The 19217-nt window shown below is 69.3% G+C and carries 19 protein-coding genes; 9 read left to right on the top strand and 10 right to left on the bottom strand.

The genetic code is table 11. From position 1 onward, the window contains the following. Positions 1–17 precede the first annotated feature (17 nt). Positions 18–791, bottom strand: a complete 774-nt coding sequence (locus DL991_RS23400; protein WP_125786483.1) for a helix-turn-helix domain-containing protein — start codon at positions 789–791, stop codon at positions 18–20. A gap of 91 nt (positions 792–882) precedes the next feature. Between DL991_RS23400 and DL991_RS23395 the strand changes: the two genes are divergently transcribed. The 4 genes from DL991_RS23395 (at position 883) to DL991_RS23380 (ending at position 5875) form a co-directional block, all read left to right on the top strand. Further along, positions 883–1686 (top strand): sulfite exporter TauE/SafE family protein, encoded by an 804-nt coding sequence (locus DL991_RS23395; RefSeq protein ID WP_125786482.1) that lies wholly within the window; start codon positions 883–885, stop codon positions 1684–1686. A 128-nt stretch (positions 1687–1814) separates the two neighbouring features. Beyond that, positions 1815–3800, top strand: coding sequence for a peptidase S8/S53 subtilisin kexin sedolisin (locus DL991_RS23390; RefSeq protein WP_125786481.1), 1986 nt, complete (start codon positions 1815–1817; stop codon positions 3798–3800). An 81-nt stretch (positions 3801–3881) separates the two neighbouring features. Then, a complete protein-coding gene (locus DL991_RS23385) occupies positions 3882–5063 on the top strand; it encodes a cysteine desulfurase-like protein (protein WP_125786480.1) in 1182 nt (393 codons plus the stop codon). 257 nt (positions 5064–5320) lie between these two features. After that, the gene (locus DL991_RS23380) at positions 5321–5875 is read left to right on the top strand and encodes an isochorismatase family protein (protein WP_125786479.1); all 555 of its coding nucleotides are present in this window, start codon (positions 5321–5323) and stop codon (positions 5873–5875) included. Between the two features lie 6 nt (positions 5876–5881). Here the strand turns inward: DL991_RS23380 and DL991_RS23375 are convergent, their stop codons facing one another. Then, entirely contained in the window at positions 5882–7306 is a 1425-nt protein-coding gene (locus tag DL991_RS23375; RefSeq protein WP_233598950.1) for a PP2C family protein-serine/threonine phosphatase, read from the bottom strand. Between the two features lie 371 nt (positions 7307–7677). Between DL991_RS23375 and DL991_RS23370 the strand changes: the two genes are divergently transcribed. After that, positions 7678–8502: a GAF and ANTAR domain-containing protein gene (locus DL991_RS23370; protein ID WP_370307327.1), complete on the top strand. Its 825-nt coding sequence runs from the start codon at positions 7678–7680 to the stop codon at positions 8500–8502. A 28-nt stretch (positions 8503–8530) separates the two neighbouring features. Next, the gene (locus DL991_RS23365) at positions 8531–9394 is read left to right on the top strand and encodes an alpha/beta fold hydrolase (protein ID WP_125786476.1); all 864 of its coding nucleotides are present in this window, start codon (positions 8531–8533) and stop codon (positions 9392–9394) included. Between the two features lie 37 nt (positions 9395–9431). Here DL991_RS23365 and DL991_RS23360 read toward each other — a convergent pair whose 3' ends face one another. From DL991_RS23360 to DL991_RS23340, 5 genes are all read right to left on the bottom strand, one after another. Further along, positions 9432–9773 carry a hypothetical protein gene (locus tag DL991_RS23360; protein WP_125786475.1) on the bottom strand — a complete coding sequence of 114 codons (342 nt, stop codon included), beginning with the start codon at positions 9771–9773 and terminating at the stop codon, positions 9432–9434. A gap of 163 nt (positions 9774–9936) precedes the next feature. Further along, positions 9937–11472, bottom strand: coding sequence for an alkaline phosphatase (locus DL991_RS23355; RefSeq protein ID WP_125786474.1), 1536 nt, complete (start codon positions 11470–11472; stop codon positions 9937–9939). An 84-nt stretch (positions 11473–11556) separates the two neighbouring features. After that, the gene (locus DL991_RS23350) at positions 11557–12519 is read right to left on the bottom strand and encodes an NAD(P)-dependent alcohol dehydrogenase (protein ID WP_125786473.1); all 963 of its coding nucleotides are present in this window, start codon (positions 12517–12519) and stop codon (positions 11557–11559) included. Positions 12520–12526: 7 nt separating this feature from the next. Next, on the bottom strand, positions 12527–12748 hold the full coding sequence (locus tag DL991_RS23345) for a helix-turn-helix transcriptional regulator (protein ID WP_125673158.1): 222 nt from the start codon (positions 12746–12748) through the stop codon (positions 12527–12529). Beyond that, positions 12742–13170: a hypothetical protein gene (locus tag DL991_RS23340; protein WP_125786472.1), complete on the bottom strand. Its 429-nt coding sequence runs from the start codon at positions 13168–13170 to the stop codon at positions 12742–12744. The genes DL991_RS23345 and DL991_RS23340 overlap by 7 nt, the downstream gene beginning before the upstream one ends. A 159-nt stretch (positions 13171–13329) precedes the next feature. Between DL991_RS23340 and DL991_RS23335 the strand changes: the two genes are divergently transcribed. Further along, complete coding sequence (locus DL991_RS23335) at positions 13330–13716, top strand: PASTA domain-containing protein (protein ID WP_125786471.1); 387 nt, start codon at positions 13330–13332, stop codon at positions 13714–13716. A gap of 12 nt (positions 13717–13728) precedes the next feature. Here the strand turns inward: DL991_RS23335 and DL991_RS23330 are convergent, their stop codons facing one another. Next, positions 13729–14115: a MarR family winged helix-turn-helix transcriptional regulator gene (locus DL991_RS23330; protein ID WP_125786470.1), complete on the bottom strand. Its 387-nt coding sequence runs from the start codon at positions 14113–14115 to the stop codon at positions 13729–13731. 86 nt (positions 14116–14201) lie between these two features. Between DL991_RS23330 and DL991_RS23325 the strand changes: the two genes are divergently transcribed. Continuing rightward, positions 14202–15659 carry an MFS transporter gene (locus tag DL991_RS23325; RefSeq protein ID WP_125786469.1) on the top strand — a complete coding sequence of 486 codons (1458 nt, stop codon included), beginning with the start codon at positions 14202–14204 and terminating at the stop codon, positions 15657–15659. Between the two features lie 70 nt (positions 15660–15729). On the opposite strand, the gene DL991_RS23320 is transcribed toward DL991_RS23325, so the two are convergent. Continuing rightward, on the bottom strand, positions 15730–16989 hold the full coding sequence (locus tag DL991_RS23320; RefSeq protein WP_125786468.1) for a cytochrome P450: 1260 nt from the start codon (positions 16987–16989) through the stop codon (positions 15730–15732). Between the two features lie 48 nt (positions 16990–17037). Between DL991_RS23320 and DL991_RS23315 the strand changes: the two genes are divergently transcribed. After that, entirely contained in the window at positions 17038–17766 is a 729-nt protein-coding gene (locus DL991_RS23315) for an alpha/beta fold hydrolase (protein WP_125786467.1), read from the top strand. 6 nt (positions 17767–17772) lie between these two features. Here the strand turns inward: DL991_RS23315 and DL991_RS23310 are convergent, their stop codons facing one another. Further along, on the bottom strand, positions 17773–19209 hold the full coding sequence (locus DL991_RS23310; protein ID WP_125786466.1) for a PLP-dependent aminotransferase family protein: 1437 nt from the start codon (positions 19207–19209) through the stop codon (positions 17773–17775). Positions 19210–19217: the final 8 nt, after the last annotated feature.

Here is a 19217-nt window from a genome sequence, read left to right as displayed (position 1 = left end):
GGGAGGGGTGTCGTGTCTCACTTTGAGACAGCGGCGCGGTAGTCCCTCGGCGACGTGCCGAGCAGCCGGGTGAACATGGTGGAGAACGCGGCAGGGCTCTCGTAGCCGAGCGAGGCGGCGATGCCGGCGATCGGACGGCCGTCCGAAAGCAGCGACAGCGAATGCAGGACGCAGGCCCGTTGCCGCCAGCGGGCGAATCCCATCCCGGTCTCGGCGGTGAACATCCGGTTCAGCGTCCGCTCGCTGACGTGCAGCCGGGACGCCCAGGCGCGCACTGGCTCATGGATGTCCGGATCATCCAAAAAGGACTCGCACAGCGCGCGGAGCCGTTCGTGCTTGGGCAACGGGAGATCGAGCTGGACCGGGGCTGAGCGGCGGATCTCGTGCAGGGTCAGGCCGATGACCGCGGCGTCCCGCCCGCGCGGGGTGTACAGCTCCGGCACGCCGACGACCTCGTTCAGCAGTTCCCGGAGCAATGAGGAGACTTCGACGACCTGGCAGCGCCGCGGGAACCACGGCACCGCCTTCGGCTCGATGTACAGGCTGCGGGTGCTCACGGTGGTCGTGAAGACCTGATGGGTGGTCTCCGGCGGGACGAGCACCGCGCGCAGGGCCGGGATGGTCCACGTGCCGTCGGCCGTCTCGACCCGCATCGATCCCGTCGCGCTGTAGAGGAACTGCGCGCGACGGTGCCGATGCGGGGGAATCCGGTGCCCCGGTGGGTAATCGGTGCGGATCGCCACCACCGCGCGGTCGAGGTGGTCGACCTCGTCGATGGGGATGTCACGCACCTCACCCAGCCTACGCCGGGTGTCCGATCCGCGAAAGAAACTGGCGCCCTTTCGAATGCCCGCCGCGCCGGAGACGCCTACGGTCGAAGGAGTGCTGATCGAGATCCTGGTGCTCCTCGGGTTCGGCTGCCTGAGCGGCGTCACCACCGTCCTTTTCGGATTCGGCGGCGGATTCGTCACCGTGCCCGTCGTCTACGCCTTCGCGCTCGCCGAGCCGGATCACGCCCTGGGCGCGATGCACGTGGCGGTGGCCACGTCGACCGCGGTGATGGTGGTCAACGCCGGCAGCGCGACCCTCATGCAACTGCGGACAGGGCGGCTTCGCCGCGACTATCTGTGGCCGCTCGTCGCGTTCATCGGGCTCGGCGCCGTGCTCGGGTCTTTCGCCGCCACCGTGGCCGACGAGAGTGTCCTGCGCTGGCTCTTCGTCGCCTACCTCGCGCTGACCATCGCCGACAGCTTGGCAAGGAAGGGGTTCGTGAGCAGGCGGGACGACATCCGGCCGCGTGCGCTCGGCGGGCTCACAGCCACCGCCGGCGGGACCGGGATCGGTGCCGTGGCGAGCTTTCTCGGCGTCGGGGGCAGCGTGCTGACCGTCCCGCTCATGCGGCGCAAGGGCCTGCCGATGGCCGACGCGGCCGCGCTGGCGAACCCCCTGAGCCTCCCGGTGGCGGTGATCGGCACGGCGGTCTACGCCTTCGCGGCGACGGGCACGGCTTCGGACAACGGTCACCTCGGCTACATCGACCTGGTGGCCGCGGGCGCGCTCCTGTGCGGCTCGTTGCCGACCATCGCCGTGACGCGCCGGGTGGTCGGCCGGATCCCGGACCGCGCGCACGCGATCGCGTACCTCGCCCTCCTCGCCGCCGCATTGATCGCGATCGTTGTCTGGTAGTGGTCGGATGAGTGTCGCCGATGTCAAGCCCTTGACAGGGAATCGGCGCCATGGCAAGGGGTTATCGCCAGGCAAAGATCCGATGAATCCTCTATCTCTTTTGCGGATCTTGCGCCAAGATCTCCCGCATGAAACTGAGATCGATCACCAAACGCATGTTCGTTCTCGGGCTGCTGACGGTTCTCGGGACCACCGGGGCGACGTCGGTGGCCACCGCCGAACCCCAGCGACCGCCCGCGGACGTCAACGCGACCGGACTGCCGCGCGGCGGCTGGGAGCCGGTCGGCCCGAACAGCATCGGCGGGTTGCTGGCCGCTTCCCCCGCCGGGCTCGCGATGATGCAGCCGAGCCCGCCCGCGCTGTGGCTCTCCGGCGATCGCGGCGCTTCGTGGGCCGCGCGCCGGGGCCTGCCCGCGGAAACCGTCATCCAGGGGTTCTTCGCCGATCCGGTGAACCCGGACCGGATGCTCGCGGTGGGAAACAAGACCGCCGGGTTCCAAGGCGAGTGGCGCGGCCTCCTGCTGAGCACCGCCGACCGCGGCCAGAGCTGGGAAACCCTGCGCGAGTGGTACCCCGACGGCGCGTTCGGCATGGCCACGGATCCGGCGGGCCGGGTCGTCGTGGTGCAGAACCTCGATTCGCTGAGTGTCAGCATCGATGGCGGCGTGCACTGGAACGACGTGCCGAGGACCTGGCCGCGCGAGGGGATCGCCGCGCCGGTCGGCGCGCTCAAACTCACGCTGGTCGGTGACGACGCCTACTTCGCGACGGTCTACCCGGAGTACGCGCTCTGGGCGGTCCGCGGGGTCAGCGGCAAGGAGCCGCGGGCCGAACTCGTGTACCGGGCCGACGGCGAGGTCGGGCAGGTCGCTTCGGACGGCAAGCTGCTCGTGGTCACGGTCGGCCCCGAACTGCACGGCTCCACCGACGGCGGCAAGACCTGGACGGTGCTGCGCCGCGATCCCGGCGGGCAGCCTCTGCGCGAACCGCGTTTCGTCGGCGGGCGTTTGTACGTCTCGACGTATAACGACATAGACGTCAGCGCGGACGGCGGCCGCACCTGGATCCGCAAACCGGTGCCCGCACCGGGCGAGGGCGTCAGCGACATGATCGATCTCCCCGCCGCGGCGGGCAAATCCGCCACCACGCTGATCTCCTCGCTCTACCGCGGTGTGTACGCGGACGCCGGCAAGAGCGGCTACCGGCAGATCGGCGTACCCGGCGAATCCATTCGCGACCTCGTGACCACCGGGAACCTCCTGCGGGAGCACGTCGTCGCGGCCGGTGTGCAGGAGATCTACAACACCCCGCTCCCGCGCGGCAAGGTCTCCGCGGCGGACCGGGTCTGGCAGTCGCATCCCACCGACCGGCTGCACGAGGACGCGCGCCTGTCCGTTTCACCCGGCCGCCCGGACGTCGTCTGGCAGGTCACCCGGAACGGTTTCGCGCTCGACGTGCTCCGCAGCGGCGACGGCGGGCGGACCTGGCAGTTCGCGGCGAAGGCGAAACAAGGTCTTCCGCGGGCGATCTTCGCCCATCCGGCCGCCCCGGACAGGATCTTCGTCTCGGCCTTCGCGCCCAGCGGCTACGTGCTCTACCGCAGTGACGACGCCGGGAAGACCTGGGAAAAGCTCGCGACCGACAGCGGTTTCATCGCCTTCGCCGGTGACCCGTGGAACCCGGACCGGGTCTGGGGCGGCGACTCTCAGGGCCTGTCCCGGTCGGACGACGGCGGCAAGACCTGGACCCATGTCTCCGGCGAACCGGTCAGTTCGATCTCGGTCAGCCGATGGGGTGGCGGACGCGTCCTCGCCGGTGGCGCGGGCATCCTGCTCAGCGAGGACGACGGCCGGACGTTCCGCCGCGTCCGCGACGGTGAGAGTCCCCTCGGGATCAGCCGTATCCTGCCGCATCCGTTCGACTTCCGGGTGTGGTTCGCGAGCGACTCGACCGGGGGAGGCGTGCTGCGCAGCACGGACTTCGGCCGCACCTGGTCGCCCGTGCCCGGCGCGCTGCCCGACACCAGGGTGCTGTCCATGGCGATCAGCGCGGACGGCCGGTACCTGTTCGCGGGCACCGCGCAGTCCGGGGCGTACCGGCTGAACCTGTACTGAGCACGGGACGCTTCGTGGCAGGCGAAAGTTCCGGCCACGAAGCGTTTACCCGGTGCCGCATCGGATGTCAGAGTCGGGGGCATGGCCATCGACGTCGCCGCTCTCCGGCTTCACTTCCCCTCCCTCGCCGACGGAACCGCCTTCTTCGACGGACCCGCGGGTACCCAGACACCCCGGCCTGTCGCCGACGCCATCGTCGGGACACTGACCGGTCCACTGTCGAACCGGGGCACGGTCAGCCCGTCCGAACTCAACGCGGAGCGGGCCGTCTCGGACTTCCGCGCCGCCTACGCCGACTTCCTGAACGTGCCTGCCGAAGGCGTCGTCCACGGCCGCAGCGCCACGCAGCTGACGTACGACTTTTCCCGGCACCTGGCCAAGGACTGGCGTGAGGGGGACGAGATCGTCGTCAGCCGTCTCGATCACGACGCCAATGTCCGGCCCTGGGTGCAGGCCGCCGAACGGTCCGGGATGACCGTCCGCTGGCTCGACATCGATCCCGGAACCACCGAACTCGATCTCGATTCCCTCGTCCTCACCGAGAGGACGAGGCTGGTCGCGGTCACGGCGGCCTCGAACGTCCTCGGCACCAAGCCGCCGATCCGCCGGATCGCCGATCTCGCCCACGACGCCGGGGCGCTGGTGTTCGTGGACGGCGTGCACTACGCCGCCCACGAACTCGTGGACGTTCCCGCGCTGGGGGCGGACTTCTTCGTCTGCTCGCCGTACAAGTTCCTCGGCCCGCACTGCGGGGTGCTCGGCGCGTCGCCCGCCCTCCTCGAAACCGTCGAGCCGGACAAACTCATGCCGTCACCCGACGCCGTGCCGGAACGGTTCGAATTCGGCACCCTGCCCTACGAGCTGCTCGCGGGCGCGACGGCTGCGGTGGACTTCCTCGCCGCGCTCGACCCCGGAGCGGGCGGAGCACGGCGGGAGCGCCTCGCGAACTCGATGAATTCGTTGCACGAGCACGAAAGCACGTTGCGCGCCAGGCTGGAGAAGGGACTGGGCGACGCCGTCACCGTCCATGGCAAGGCCGCCGACCGGACCCCGACCGTCCTGATGAGCCTCGGCGGCCGCGAGCGTGAGGCGCAACGGTATCTCGCCGAGAGGAACGTCGTCGCCCCGGCAGGCTCCTTCTACGCCTACGAAGTCTTCGCGGCCTTGAAGCTGGAAGATCCGGCGCTCCGGGTCGGGCTGGCGCCGTACACCAGCGCCGAGGACGTCGACAGGTTGCTGGACGGGCTTTCGACGTTCGGGTGACGACCACAGCGGACAGTTGAGAGGGTCCTGGCGGCAGGGGGTCGTGAGTGGCGTTTCGGGTTAGAACCCGAAACGCCACTCACGACCACCGGCGCCGACCACACCACCTTGAGGCCGGTCACAAGACCCGTTCGCCCGAGCCCGACGTCCGGCGCAACGCGAAGGCCCTGGCTGTCCCCGGCGCTTGATCGCCGGTTCTTGTCGGTGCTCCGGGTTAAGGTCTGCGGCAGCAGCCTGACCAGGAGGGACATCACGTCATGACCACTCTCGACAACCGGCCGAACACCGCGCTTCTCGTCGTCGACGTCCAGAACGCCGTCGTAGACGAGGGCCACGAGCGCGACGCGGTGGTGGCGAACATCGGCGGGCTCGTCGGCAGGGCACGGCGGGAAGGCGTTCCGGTCGTGTGGGTGCAGCATTCCGACGAGGGGCTCGTGCGTGGCAGCGAAGAATGGCGCATCGTCGGCGAACTGAACCGGGAGGACGCCGAGCCGCTCGTCGAAAAGTCCTATGGGGACTCGTTCGAGGACACCGATCTGGAGCAGGTCCTTGCCGAGCGCGGGGTCGGGCGGCTCGTGGTCGTCGGTGCGGAGACCGACGCCTGCATCCGTTCGACGCTGCACGGCGCCATGGTCCGCGGATACGACGCGACGCTGGTCGGCGACGCGCACACCACCGTGGACAAAACGGAGCGGGGAGCGCCCGCACCGGAGCAGGTCATCGCGCACACGAATCTGTACTGGCGGTATCAGGCCGCGCCGGGCCGGAAAGGAGGGACGGTCAAGAGCGAAGACGTGGATTTCAGCGGCTGAACCGCTTCATGGCCGGCGTGCGACCAGCAGACCTGCGTCTCCGGTGAAAGCGCCGCGGCAGTGGGACTTCGCCGCATGGAGCACGCGCCGGGTGGTCTCGGGTGGTAGTCGTCCGGCATGGGCGTTCAGGTATTCGGCGAGCTCGAACCGCTCGCCGTCGGCGTCACGCGCGTCCGAGAGGCCTTCGGTGTGCAGGACGAAGAGATCTCCGGACCGGAGGTGGGCGGTCATGATCCGGCCGGGCGGCCCGGCGCCGAACGGCGGCCGCGGCACACAGTCCACTGTGGACGTACGGTCCGCTTCGTGCTCGGTGCCGAGCACGATCGGCGGCGGCCCGCCCGCTTCGAGATGGCGCAGGTCGCCGTGGGCGAGGTCCAGTTCGGCCAGCGTGCCGCGAACGGCGGCGCCGTCACCGAACTGCGTCGAGAGCGCTTTGTCGACAGCGGTCTCCTGGCCGCGCAGGTCCTGGCCCTCGCGGCGGGCGGACCGGTAGGCCGCGAGCGCCGTCGAGACCATGAGACCCGCGGACGGGCTCTCCCGGCCCGCGTCGAAGATGGCCAGCCATGCCGTCGTTTCGGAAAGGGCGTAGTCGAAGGTGACACCGCGAAGGTCGTAAGCGGGCTCGACACCGCCCGCCACCGTCACGTCGCGTGTCGCCGCCGTCAACGGGGGCAGGTTGTGCCAGAGCAACTCCGCGGTGGGGTCGCGTCGTCGTCCACGCCTTGTCATGTCGAGGGCGTCGCCATAACGCATCGCGGCGGCGATGAGATGGCCTGCCAGCGACGCGAGCCACCGGCACTGGGTTCGCAGGGCGGGGTCGTGGAGGTCGGTGTCCGCACCGGCTTCGACCTCGAGCACGCCCATCCGCTCGTCGCCGTCGAGCAGCACGGCCCACAACCGCGTTCCTCCCGGCTCCTCGGCCAGCAGGGTGTCGACGTGCCGGTAAGCGTGACCGGCGCTGCTCGTCTCGATGGGCAACGGTGCCCGGCTTGAGACCGACCCTCGCATCGGAAGGAGATGACGCTGGTCGTAGTCGGCGAGATAGACGGCGATCTCGACGTTCAGCGCACGCCCCGCGGCGGCGATGACGTCGGGCAACCGCTCCGGGGCGGCATGGTGGGCACCGTCGAGGAGCCCCAGCAGGGCGGCCAGAGTACCGCGCGGGCGGGTGCTCTCACCGGTCTCGCGGCTGTAGGGCGCCCGCGGTACGCCGGAGAGTTCGTCGAGCCGCTCGTTAACCGCGTGGGTCACCATGTCCCGCTGGATTCTGGGCAGGGGGAGCACGCCCTGCAGGAACGCGTCCAGTTCGACCTCGCTGACGTCGCCGCCCAGGGCGAAATACCTCAGCCACAGTTGCTCCACGGTGAGCCCGGTTCGTGCGAAACACGCGGCGACGATCCGTCGTTGCTCCTCGGCCTTGAGGGCGGACACGGTGATCACCCCCTGTTCTCGGCGACACCGGCCTGGATACCAACCACGACCCGGGATGAAACATGAGTCGGGCACATGATCGGCTGTACCGTTGCGGCGCGGTGACGGTTAGGCCAGGTGGACGAACGATTCGGGGCCATCGCGACAGACCGAGACGATCCGGGACGGGCGGAACATGGGGCGCGGGAGGCCGGGTGATCGCATTCGGCTAAGGTCGTTTTCCGAAAGCGGTTCTGAGCGTTGAGAAGTTAGCGCCGATCCGCCGGTAACCGGGTTGGTTGCGGCGGTTGATGGTGCGCGCTCGGCGCCGGTTCCCGCCGGTGACTCCCGTGGTGCATCACGCCGATGTGCAGAAGTGGGAGAGGCGGGCTTTGGCCGATGAATTCGACTGGCAGCAGGACAAGAACCGATTCGTCGAGGATGTCGGCGACGGCGAACTGCCGGTGACCTCCGAAAACGGCGTTCGGCTCATAGCCGGGCCACTGGTCAACCAGTTCGTAGCCCTGACCAGGGCGTTGCTGGATTCCGGTTCGATCGGGGCGGTCCTCGAACGGGTGGTCTTCGCGACGCGCGATCTGGTGCCGGGCGCTGATCTGGTCAGCGTCACCCTCCTCGATCCCGACGGCGGGTTCCACACACCGGTGCGGACCGACGAGATCGCCGGCGAGCTGGACCAGCTGCAGTACCAGTACGGCGAGGGTGCCTGCGTCGAGGCGGCGCGGGTTTCGGGACCGGCCGCGGCCTTCAGCGACAACCTCGCGGAGGACGCCCGCTGGCCGCGCTTCGGCCCGGCAGCCGCGGCGCTCGGCTTCCATTCGCTGGTCTCGACGGCCTTGCTGCCGGAAGCGTCGAGTTCGCAGCTTTCCGGTGCGCTGAACGTCTACTCGCGGCGTCCCCACGGCATCGCCAGGGCCGACCGCGACGTGCTGCTGCTCCTGGCGACGCACGCGTCACTGGCCTTGGCGACCACGCACGCGGTCACCCGCGGTCAGCTCCAGGAGGAACAGCTCCAGCAGGCGCTGGACAGCCGGGACGCGATCGGGCAGGCCAAGGGCATCCTGATGGCGCGGCGCGGAATCGACGCCGCGGAGGCGTTCGAGGTGCTGCGGCACACGTCGCAGAACATGAACGTCAAACTCCGGGAGCTGGCGGAGATGCTGTCCAAACGGCATACCGAACTGCAGCTGCCCGACTGACCGTCCGGCTGCGGCTACGATCGCGATCATGGGTTTCGGTGAGCTGGAGTTGTCGCGGACGTTCGACTGGCGTGGCCGTTCGGTGGCGTGGGAACGCCTCGGCGAAGGCGCCCCGGTGGTGCTGTGCCACGGGACACCGTGGTCGGCGCAACTGTGGGCGCCTTTCGCGCGAGCGCTCAGCGAAGAGTTCGCCGTGTACGTCTGGGACATGCCGGGATACGGCCGTTCGTCCAAGGAACCCGGCCACGCCGTCGATCTCGGAACGCAGGGCGAGCTTTTCGCCGACCTGCTCGAGCATTGGGGGCTGGCGGCCCCGCACGTGATCGCCCACGACTACGGCGGGGCGGTTTCCCTGCGCGCGAAGCTGCTGCACGGTGCCGAGTACGCCTCGCTCGCCTTGGTGGACGTCGTCGCGCTGCGGCCATGGGGCTCGGAATTCTTCCGGCTCGTCGCGGAGAACGCCGAGGTCTTCCAAGCGCAGCCGCCGGCCGTGCACCGGGGCGCGCTGGAGTCCTACATCGCGACGGCCTCCCACCGTGGTCTCACCGGCGCGCAACTGGCCACCCTGACCGGGCCTTGGCTGGACGCGCGGGGGCAACGTGCGTTCTACCGGCAGATCGCCGAGGCGGACGTCCGGTACACCGACGAGATCCAGGACCGCTATCCGGAACTCACGTTGCCGGTGAAGGTGATCTGGGGTGCGGATGACACGTGGATCCCGGTGGACCGCGCGGAACAGCTCGCCGGCGCGATTCCCGGCGCCCTCCTGGACGTCATCCCCGATGCCGGGCATCTGATCCAGTACGACGCACCGGTCGAATTGGCACTTTCCCTGCATCGGTGGCTCACGGCGGAAGTGGACCGGTGGGGATCCGCCGGGAGCGGACGCTGAAAGGCGCCGTCAAGATCAACATAGTTCCATTCGGATATTAGAAGTCGTCTACGTGATATCCGGCCACATAGGCACTTGAAAGCAATGCGCCGTGACATTCCGCCGTCGACGGTCCGAAGCCGACCGGAACCCAATGTCCGACGGTGTACCAATAGGACGATCCCGACGCGCAGTGAGCGACCACTCGATAGGTTTCCGAGTGTCTCGGCAAGGAGAAGCAGGTCAGGGAAATGCCTTCGCCGAAGAGAAGTCCATAGCGATCGCTGCCGCAGCCGTAGGGCGGGAACTTGCCTTCGGTCGCCGCGGAGGCCGGTGCGGCGGCCAGGAATCCGGCCGCCGAAAAGGCGGCCATGACTAAAGCGGCGATTTTCTTCTTCATGCTTTTCTCCCGCGGCTCGTTCCCAATGGAAAGCCCAGATTAGCCGCACGGAAGAATTGTCGTGAATTCATCGGGCAGGTGAAACGAGATCGCGTGCGGTGAACCGCGCTGCTCCGAAAGAGCGTCGCGGCCCCCCTTCTGAGTCCCCGGCTCCCCTTTTGGCCTAGCGTCGCCGGTACTGCGCCGGGGAGGTGATCGTGGCCCGGTCCTCATAGGATCCCGGCCTGCCGCGGTCGACGTGGAACGTCGTCAGGGTGCTCACCGGAGAACGCGGGTCGCGCCGGTCGCCGATCACCCGCATGTGCGTGCTCCAGCGGCGCGGGGTGACCTCGTAGACGTCGTAGCCGTACCGGTCACCCTCGAAGTACTTGAGGTGCGGGTTCGCCGCGCCCATCTTCGGCCCGTTCGTGGCGTTCCATTCGGGGGAGTAGGCGCCGGAGGTGACCGAATGCGCGGTGAACTCCGTGCCGATCACCGGGGTGGCCGGATCCGCGAAGTCCGGGCGGATGTCGTCGACGAACGCCGAATGCCAATCGCCGGTGATCACCACGAGGTCTTCGAGGCCGCTGTTCGCCACGTGGGTCAGCACCTCCTTGCGCTCGGCGAGGAAGCCGTCCCACTGGTCCGTGAACATGTAGCCGCCACCGGGTTTCGCCAGCTGGCTCAGCATGATCGAGTTCACCCAGCAGTGCCACGCCTCGCCGGAGCCGGTCACCTGGTCCTTGAGCCACGCCTTCTGATCCGCGCCGAGGATCGTGCCGTCGGGCAGGTTCTGCGCCGACCGGTACTGCCGGAGGTCCAAAATGGACAGATCGAGCAGATCGCCCCAGCGGCGCTGCCGGTGGATCCTCGGTGTCGACGGATGGTCCGGGCGAACCGGCATGTGCTCGAACCAGGCCTGGTACGCCGCCGAACGCCGCGCCCGCAGCGACGGGGTGGTACCGCTGTAGTCGTTGACGACCTCGTGATCGTCCCAGGTGACGAACCAGGGATGGGCCGCGTGGGCGTCCCGCAGCGACGGGTCGGACTTGTAGAGCGCGTGCCGCCGCCGGTACGCCTGCAGCGTCAGCACCTCGGGACCTTCGTGGTCGCGCAGCGGATTCCCGCCGACCTGACCGTGCTCGTAGACGTAGTCGCCGAGGTGGACGACGAAATCGAGCTCCTCCCTGGCAATCCCGGCGTGCGCCGCGTAGAACCCGTCGTGGAACGCCTGGCAGTTCGCCGAGGCGAACCGCACCCGCCGGACCGGCCCGACCGGCGCGGTACGGGTGCGGCCGATCCGGCTGACCTTGCCGAGCGCGTGGAACCGGTAGTAATACTGCGAGCCCGGCTCCAGCCCGGAAACCGGGACGTGCACGCTGTGCCCGAGCCCGGCGGTCGCGGCCGTCGTCCCGTGCGCCACGCGGCGGCGGAACCCGCGGTCGGTGGCGACCTCCCAGGCGACTTCGACGGTGTCGTCGAGCGGCTGCTCGAACTCCATCGGCTTCGGCGCGAGCCTGGTCCAGAGGGCGACGCCGTACGGGACCGGGTCGCCGGACGCGACGCCGAGCGTGAACGGTGCTTCGTCCCAGGTCGCGCCCAGCGCCACCGCGGCCTCCTCGGCCTGCGCGATCGTCATCCGCGAACTCAACGGCCAGGCCAGCCCCAGCGCCCCGGCGGTGGCGGCGCCTCGCAACAGGTCCCGGCGGTTGACGGACATCGGTGTTCTCCCTCGGCCTTCGGCGGATCGCTCCCCGAGAGCGAACACTCCCAAGATGGCCGGAGGCCGACGTGGGGGAGAACATCAGATGGTGATGACGACCTTGCCGCGTGCGTGTCCTTCGCGCACGTGACTGATGGCTTCGGGCACTTCGACGAGCGAGAAGGCACGGTCGATGACCGGTGTCAGTTTCTCCGCCTCGATGAGCGCCCGCAGCGTCTGGAGATCGTCCTGGTTCTCCGTGGAGAACAGGCCGCGGAGCTTCTGCTTCACGAACGGCCCGAGGAGCAGTGCCCGCAGATTGCGACCCACCGGGCCGATCCACTTCCCCTTGCCCTCGCCGCCGACGATGACGAGAGTGCCTTGCGGGGTAAGGGATTCGCGTAACGATGTCAGCGACCGGTTGCCGGCGGTGTCAAGGATGAGGTCGTAGCCGCCGCCGAAATCCTCACGGGTGTAGTCGAAAACCCGGGTCGCGCCGAGTGAACGGACGAGCTCCACCTTGCCCGTGCCGCATACGCCGTCCACCTCGGCGCCGAACGCCTTGGCGATCTGCACCGCGAAGGTGCCCACGCCACCGCCCGCGCCGATGACCAGGACCTTCTGCCGCGGCGCGACCTGCCCTCGGTTCCGGAGCGCCTGAAGCGCGGTGAAAGCGGAGATGGGGACCGCCGCCGCTTCTTCGAAGCTGAGCCGCTCGGGCTTTTTGGCGATTCTGTCCACTGTGGTCAGTGCGTACTCGGCGAAAGAACCTTCGCAGGTTCCGAAAACCTCGTCGCCCGGCCGGAACCGCGTCACGTTGCCGCCGACGGCGTGCACCACGCCGGCGAAATCCAGCCCGCGGACCCGGGCCTTCGGTCTCCGTACCCCGAATCCCATGAGCCGCACCAAGTACGGCGTGCCCTCCATGAGGTGCCAGACGCCGGGATCGACCGCCGCCGCCCGGATCCGCACGACCACACCGTCCGGTCCGGCTTCGGGTTCGGGCAGGTCGGTCAGGGTCAGGACGTCGGTGGTGCCGTACTCGTTCTGGACGATCGCCTTCACGGCGGCCTCATTCCTGGTCTGGGTACTGGAAAACGTCGTCGAGCCCGACGCCGAACACCCGGGCGATCCGGAAGGCCATCTCCAAGGACGGCGAGTAGCGGCCCTGTTCGATGGCGATCACCGTCTGGCGGGTGACGTCGATCCGGTCCGCGAGTTCCGCTTGGGTCATCTCGCCCTTCGCGAACCGCAGGGCGCGGATGGAGTTCGTGACCTTGGTCGGTTTCACCATGCCTGGAATCCCCAGCGGTAGGCGGCGATCTTCGCGATCGAGCCGAGCAGGGAGGACAGGACGAAGGCGAGGTACACGGAGTTGGCGATCCAGAAGTGGTCCAGCTCCGCCATCGCCATGACGAGTGCCGCGACCCCGCCGATCACGACGAACGACTGCCCGATGTGCTCGCCGAACCGGCCGATCTCGCGGTCGCGCTGGTCCTTGCGGCCCGCGTCACGCGGTGAGGCGATCGCGGCGGCGATGTGCAGCACGATCGAGGCCACGATGGCCGCCCCGACGGTCCACAGCAACGGTGCCACGTAAGGGACATCGACGACCATGCCGGAGCTTGCCCGGCCGAAGACGACGATCAGGTACGCCGCGTAGGCGAAGACCGTCACCACCGCCATGATCCATGCGCGTTTCTCTTCCAAGGCCACGAGGGCCAAGGTAAAGAGTTTTAGACATCATGTCAAACATTCTTTACCTCGACGCCCGCGTCGGGCGAACTCGTCCGAAGCCGACCCGACCGGGTGTTAACGGTCCGCGGTCCGGGCGCGACTTCTCTCGGTCTCATCGTCTCGGAGTGGAGTTCGCGAATGCCGAAGACCGTCGCACTGATCCTCGTCGCCGGTGCCGCCGTGCTGACCGCTTGCGGCGCCCCGGCCACGCGGCCTGGGGCGCCGTCGACGGTGACCGAGACGTCCGTGAGTGTCCAGTCGCCGGCGGAGACCGGCGGACCTGCGTCTTCCGCCGCTCGCCTCATCTCCGTCCCCGATGTTTCGGGGATGAACCATCAGGACGCGCAGGACGCGATGCAGGCGGCGGGCCTGTACAACCTGCGCGAAGTCGACGGAACAGGGAAAGGCCGGATGCTCGCGCTGGACCGGAACTGGGTCCAGACCGGGCAGGACCCGGCGCCGGGGACGAAGGTGACCGCGGACGCGGTGATCACGCTGACCGCCGTCAAAATCGGCGAGAAGTGAGACCGCCGGGATTCAGGCCCCGACGGTGAGAGTCTCTTCGAGGGTCGCCCGGTGCGTGGGCTTCGCCTCTTCGTAGCGACGGCGGCCTTCGTCGGTCACGATGACGAAGATCCCGCGCCGGTCCGACTCGCAGAGCGAGCGCTGGACGAGTCCCTCGCGTTCCAGGCGGGCGACGAGACGTGAAGTGGCGCTCTGGCTCAAGTGGACGACCTCGGTCAGATCGGCCGCGCGGCATTTGCCGACGACGCAGTTCACCAGCCGTTCGAGGGCTTCGAACTCGGTGACGCCGAGGCCGTGGCGCTCCTGGAGCCGGCACTCGAGGCGTCCGAAGACCGCCGCGTGCCGGGCGGACAGGTCGTGCCACTCCCGCAGCAGGTCTTGTTCGGCGTCGTCGCTCACGCGGCCCAAGATAGCATGCACGTGAATTTTATGCAAAGTCATTAAATGCACTTGCATTAGATGCGCGTGCATGTACTGTACGGATCATGAGTTCTTCCGTGCAGCTGTCCACCAGCTCGACCAGGTGGGACGCGCGCCTCTGGGGTGTCCTGCTCACTGTGTCCGTCGTCGTGGGCCTCGACGCGCTCGACGTGTCGATGGTCGCCGTCGCCCTCCCGTCCATCCAGGCCGAACTCGGTCTCTCCACCGGTGCCCTGCAATGGATCATCAGCGCCTACGTGCTCGGCTACGGCGGCCTGCTGCTCCTCGGCGGCCGCACCGCCGACCTGCTCGGCAGGCGCCGGGTCTTCCTCGTCGCCGTCGCGGTCTTCGCGCTCGCTTCCCTGCTCGGCGGGCTCGTCGACGACGGCGCGCTGCTGATCGCCACCCGGTTCATCAAGGGACTCGCGGCCGCGTTCACCGCGCCGGCGGCCCTTTCCATCATCACCACGACCTTCCACGAAGGCCCCGCCCGCAACCGGGCGATCAGCATCTTCGCCGTGTTCGGTGCCAGCGGTTACTCCGCGGGCCTCGTCTTCTCCGGTCTGCTCACCGAGGTGGGCTGGCGCTGGACGTTCCTGCTGCCGGTGCCGATCGCGCTCGCCGCGCTGGTCGCCGCGATCAAGCTGATCCCGTCCTACCAGCCGCAAACCGGTGGCGGCTATGACTTCCCCGGCGCGATCACCGGTGCCGCCGGTTCCCTCCTGCTGGTCTTCGCCGTGGTCGAAGCGCCGGAGATCGGCTGGGCCGCCCCGCGGACCCTGATCTCGTTCGCCCTCGCGCTCGCCCTGCTCGTCACGTTCGTGTTCATCGAGAAGCGCAGCAAGCACCCGCTGCTTCGCCTCGGCATCCTGCGTTCCGGTCCGCTGGCCCGAGCCAACCTCGGCGGCGCGACGTTCTTCGGCGCCTACATCGGTTTCCAGTTCGTGGTCATGCTGTACCTGCAGACCGTGCTGGGCTGGTCCGCGTTGCAGACGGCGCTCGGATTCCTGCCTGCAGCGCTGATCGTCGCCTTCGGTTCACCCAGGATCGAGCCGCTGATCGACCGGCTCGGCACGCCGCGCACGATCCTCGCCGGTGTCGTCGCCCACGTGATCGGGTACGCGTTGTTCCTGCGGATCGACGAGAGTTCCAGCTACGCCGGTTCGGTGCTGCCGAGCATGATCCTGCTGGGTATCGGCTTCATGCTGGCGTTCTCCTCGCTGAACATCCAGGCGACCAACGGCATCTCCGACGACGAGCAGGGGCTCGCCGGCGGGCTGCTGAACACGTCGATCCAGGTCGGCGGCGCGATCGGCCTCGCCGTGGTGACCGCGGTCCTGACCGGCAACTCGGGTGGTGCCACCGGCCCGGCCGCGCTGCTGAACGGGTTGGCGCCCGCGCTGACCGTCGTCACCGGCATCGCCGTGATCAGCGTCCTGGTGGCGCTGTCCGGAGTCGTCGGCCTGCGCAAGGCCGAAGCCCGCTCCGCCGTCGCCGAACCGGAGTTCGCCGCGGCCGAATGACCACCGCGCCAACGCGCGTGAAGGCCCCCTTCCCTCGGGTCAGCCGAGGGAAGGGGGCCTTCACGCGCGTTCACCAGCGAATCGGCAGGGATTTCAGGCCGTTCTGGAAGTTCGACCGCAACCGCACCGGCTCCCCGGCGAGTTCGACCTCGCCGAGCAGGTCGAGCACCGCTTCGAACATCGCCCGCAGCTGCACCCTGGCGAGCTGGGCGCCGAGGCAGAAATGCGGGCCGTGCCCGAAGGTCACGTGATCGTTGGGCGTGCGGCCGATGTCGAAGCGGTCCGGATCCTCGAAAACGGACTCGTCGCGGTTCGCCGCCGAGAACCAGACGACGACCTTCTCACCCGCCCGGATGTCCACATCGGACAGAACGACGTCCTCGGTCGCGGTCCGGCGGAAGTGCATCACCGGCGTCCACCAGCGCAGCATCTCTTCCACCGCGCCGGGAAGCAGTGACCGGTCGGCCAGCAGCCGCCGGTACTGATCCGGATGTGACAGCAGCGCGAGCATCCCGCCCGGAATGCCGTTGCGCAGGGTTTCGTTGCCTGCCACGGAAAACAGCCAGAACAGGTTCTCGAACTCCGCGATCGACACGCGGCCGCCGTCCGTGTCGCTGCCCACGTGACCCATCAGATTGCTCATCACGTCGTCGCCGGGGTGACGGCGTTTGTACTCGCCGAGCGCGGTGGCGTACGCGTAGAGATCAGGCATCCCCGGGCGGGTGCGCGGGTCCGGCATCGACCCGTCGGGCCCCGGAACCGGCCGGACGGCCAGCGCCGCGCGCGCGAGATCGGTGACCTCGCCGGCCTCGACGGTCGCGCTCACCGCGTAGTCGGCGTCCTGGTAGCCGATCACGCGGTTGCTCCAGTCGTACATCAGCCGCCGGTCCTGTTCGGGGATCCCGAAGACCTCGGCGAGCGTCAGCAGCGGGAGATCGGCGGCGACGGCGGCGAAGTCGCAGCGGCCGTCCGCGGCGACCTCGGCGATCAGCTCCCTCGCCCAGCCGTGGATCCGCTCGGTCAGCCTGCCGACCGCACGCGGCGTGAACGCCTTGGTGAGCAGGCCTCGCAGCCGGGCGTGCTCGGGCGGATCCATGTTGAGCATCATCCGCCGGACGTAGCCGAGGTCCTGCTCGGTCGCCGGGTCCCGGATCTGCGTCCCGCCGAGGCGCGACGAGAACAGCTTCGGGTTCTTCAGCACGTGCTTGACGTCGGAATGCCGTAGCACGGCCCAGAAATCGTCCACCCGCGTGACCGGCGACTCCCGGCGCAGCGACGCGAGGTGCTCATACGGCACGCCCCGCGTGTACACGTCCGGATCGGTGATCACGCCGTCGACCCTAGCCCGCGGGCGGGGGACTGAGGAAAGATCCGTCCGGTGGAAACACTGAAGATGCGCACCGCCGGAACCGAAGGCCCGCCCGTGCTCCTGCTGCACGGCCTCGGCGCGACAGGAGCGGTCTGGGACGGCCTCATGGCGCATCCGGGATATCGCTGGCTCGCGCCGGATCTGCCCGGCCACGGGGGATCGCCCCGGTTGCCGCACTACTCGTTCGGCGGGCTGGCCGCGGCGGTCGCCGACGCGCTCCCGGAACGCGGTCCGGTGCTGGTGATCGGGCATTCACTGGGCGGCGTGGTCGGGCTGGCGCTGGCCAGCGGCTGGTTCGGGGTGAAGGTCGCCGGGCTGTTCACGGTCGGCGTCAAGGTCGAATGGAGCGAGGACGACCTCGCGAGGGCGGCCGCCATGGCGGCCAAGCCGCCGAGGGTGTTCCCGACCCGTGAGGACGCCGAACGCGGCTTCCTCAAGATCGCCGGCCTGGTCGGGATCGCCGAGGCGGATCCCGACGGGGTGGCCGAAACCGAAGGCGGCTGGCGGCTGGCGCTGGACCCCCGCGCGTTCGGCGTCGGCGCACCCGACATGCGCGGACTGCTCGGCGCGGCGCGCTGCCCGGTCGTCCTCGCCGCCGGTGAGCACGACCCGATGAGCCGTCCGGAGCAGCTTCGCGCCCTCAGCCCGCACTCGGCCGTACTCCGGGGACTCGGCCACAACGCCCACGTCGAAGACCCGTCCTCGCTCCTGCCCTTCCCCAGGCAATTCGCCCTCTGAACGCGCCTAGCGCCGAAGCCGCCCCAGGACGGCGATGCCCTCGGCGATGTCGCTCGCCGGGCTCGCCCCGTAGCCGAGGACGAGGCCGGGATTCATCGGGCGCTGACAGTGCCACGACAGCGGCTGCACCTTCACGCCCTGCTCCAGCGCGGCAGCGGCGAAGTCGAGATCGGAGAACTCGGCGTCGAAGGTGATCGTCAGATGCAGCCCGGCGGCGGCGCCATGCACCACGGCGTCCGGGAGATGCGCCCGGAGCGCGTCGATCATCGCGTCCCGCCGGCGGCGGTGCCGTTTGCGCACGAACCGCAGCTGCCGCTCCATCTCCCCGGACTCCATGAGATGCGCGAGCACCAGCTGCGGGAGGACGGCGTTGCCGAGGTCGGCGAACCGTTTGGCCGCGACCACCTCGTCGCGGTACCGCGGCGGCACCAGCATCCAGCCCACCCGGAGCGCGGGTGCGAGCCACTTCGACACGCTGCCCGCGTAACAGACCTGTTCGGCGAGCATCGAGCGCAACGCGGGCACCGGCGGACGGTCGTAGCGGTGCTCGGCGTCGTAGTCGTCCTCGATGATCAGTCCGCCGTTCGCGGCCCAGCGCATGAGCTCACGACGGCGTTCCCCGCCGAGCACGACACCGGTCGGGAACTGGTGCGCGGGAGTGAGCAGCACGGCGGGCGCGCCGCTGCGCACGAGCTCGTCGACGTCGATGCCGTCGTCGTCGACCCGGATCGGCGGGGTCGCCAGCCGCCGGTCGTGCAGATGCTGCCGCGCGCCCAGCGAACTCGGATCCTCGACGGCGATCTCGGAGATCCCGTTGTCGCAGAGCACCTGCGCCAGCAAGCCGAGGCCCTGCGCGACACCGGCGACGATCAGCACGTCGTCCGCGTCGGCGGTGATGCCCCGGGTGCGGGCGATCCAGTGCGCGATGGCCAGCCGCAACGCGGGAGCGCCCCGAGGGTCGCCGTAGCCGAAGGCCGCCGCCGAAAGGTCGTTGAGCACGGTGCGCTCGGCGCGTAACCACGCCGTTCGAGGGAAGGCCGTCAGATCCGGCACGCCGGGGGACAGGTCGATCCGCGCCGGGGTCGACCGCAGCGAGTCGAAGACGCCGATCCCGGGAGCGGGCTGGAAGATCGTGCCAGCGGACGGCGGCCCGGACGTCCGCTGCTCCTTCGTCCGTGCAGGCGCCGCGACGACCACCGTGCCCGCCCGGCCACGTCCGGCGACATGGCCGTCCTCGACGAGGCGCTGGTACGCCTCGGTGACCACACCGCGGGAGACCCGCAGGTCCGCGGCCAGCGCCCTGGTCGCGGGCAGCCTGCTGCCGACCGGCAGGCGGCCGTCGGAGATGGCGTGCCGCAACCGCGACGCCAGCCAGTCCGACCGGCGCCCCGGCGGTGCGTCCCCGATGTCCAGCTGCAGGAAGTCCGAGCCCTCGGCAGTCACCCGATCAT

The organism is Amycolatopsis sp. WAC 01375 (assembly GCF_003947325.1).
Taxonomy (GTDB): domain Bacteria; phylum Actinomycetota; class Actinomycetes; order Mycobacteriales; family Pseudonocardiaceae; genus Amycolatopsis.
The sequence above is the reverse complement of the archived record's forward strand: the minus strand, read 5'-3'. Positions and strand labels throughout refer to the sequence as shown.

Coding starts and splice junctions, on each gene's coding strand:
- DL991_RS23360 (WP_125786475.1), bottom strand. CDS start 9,773: ATGAAGAAGAAAATCGCCGCTTTAGTCATGGCCGCCTTTTCGGCGGCC.
- DL991_RS23345 (WP_125673158.1), bottom strand. CDS start 12,748: ATGGTGAAACCGACCAAGGTCACGAACTCCATCCGCGCCCTGCGGTTC.
- DL991_RS23365 (WP_125786476.1), top strand. CDS start 8,531: ATGGGTTTCGGTGAGCTGGAGTTGTCGCGGACGTTCGACTGGCGTGGC.
- DL991_RS23385 (WP_125786480.1), top strand. CDS start 3,882: ATGGCCATCGACGTCGCCGCTCTCCGGCTTCACTTCCCCTCCCTCGCC.
- DL991_RS23355 (WP_125786474.1), bottom strand. CDS start 11,472: ATGTCCGTCAACCGCCGGGACCTGTTGCGAGGCGCCGCCACCGCCGGG.
- DL991_RS23380 (WP_125786479.1), top strand. CDS start 5,321: ATGACCACTCTCGACAACCGGCCGAACACCGCGCTTCTCGTCGTCGAC.
- DL991_RS23325 (WP_125786469.1), top strand. CDS start 14,202: ATGAGTTCTTCCGTGCAGCTGTCCACCAGCTCGACCAGGTGGGACGCG.
- DL991_RS23335 (WP_125786471.1), top strand. CDS start 13,330: ATGCCGAAGACCGTCGCACTGATCCTCGTCGCCGGTGCCGCCGTGCTG.
- DL991_RS23390 (WP_125786481.1), top strand. CDS start 1,815: ATGAAACTGAGATCGATCACCAAACGCATGTTCGTTCTCGGGCTGCTG.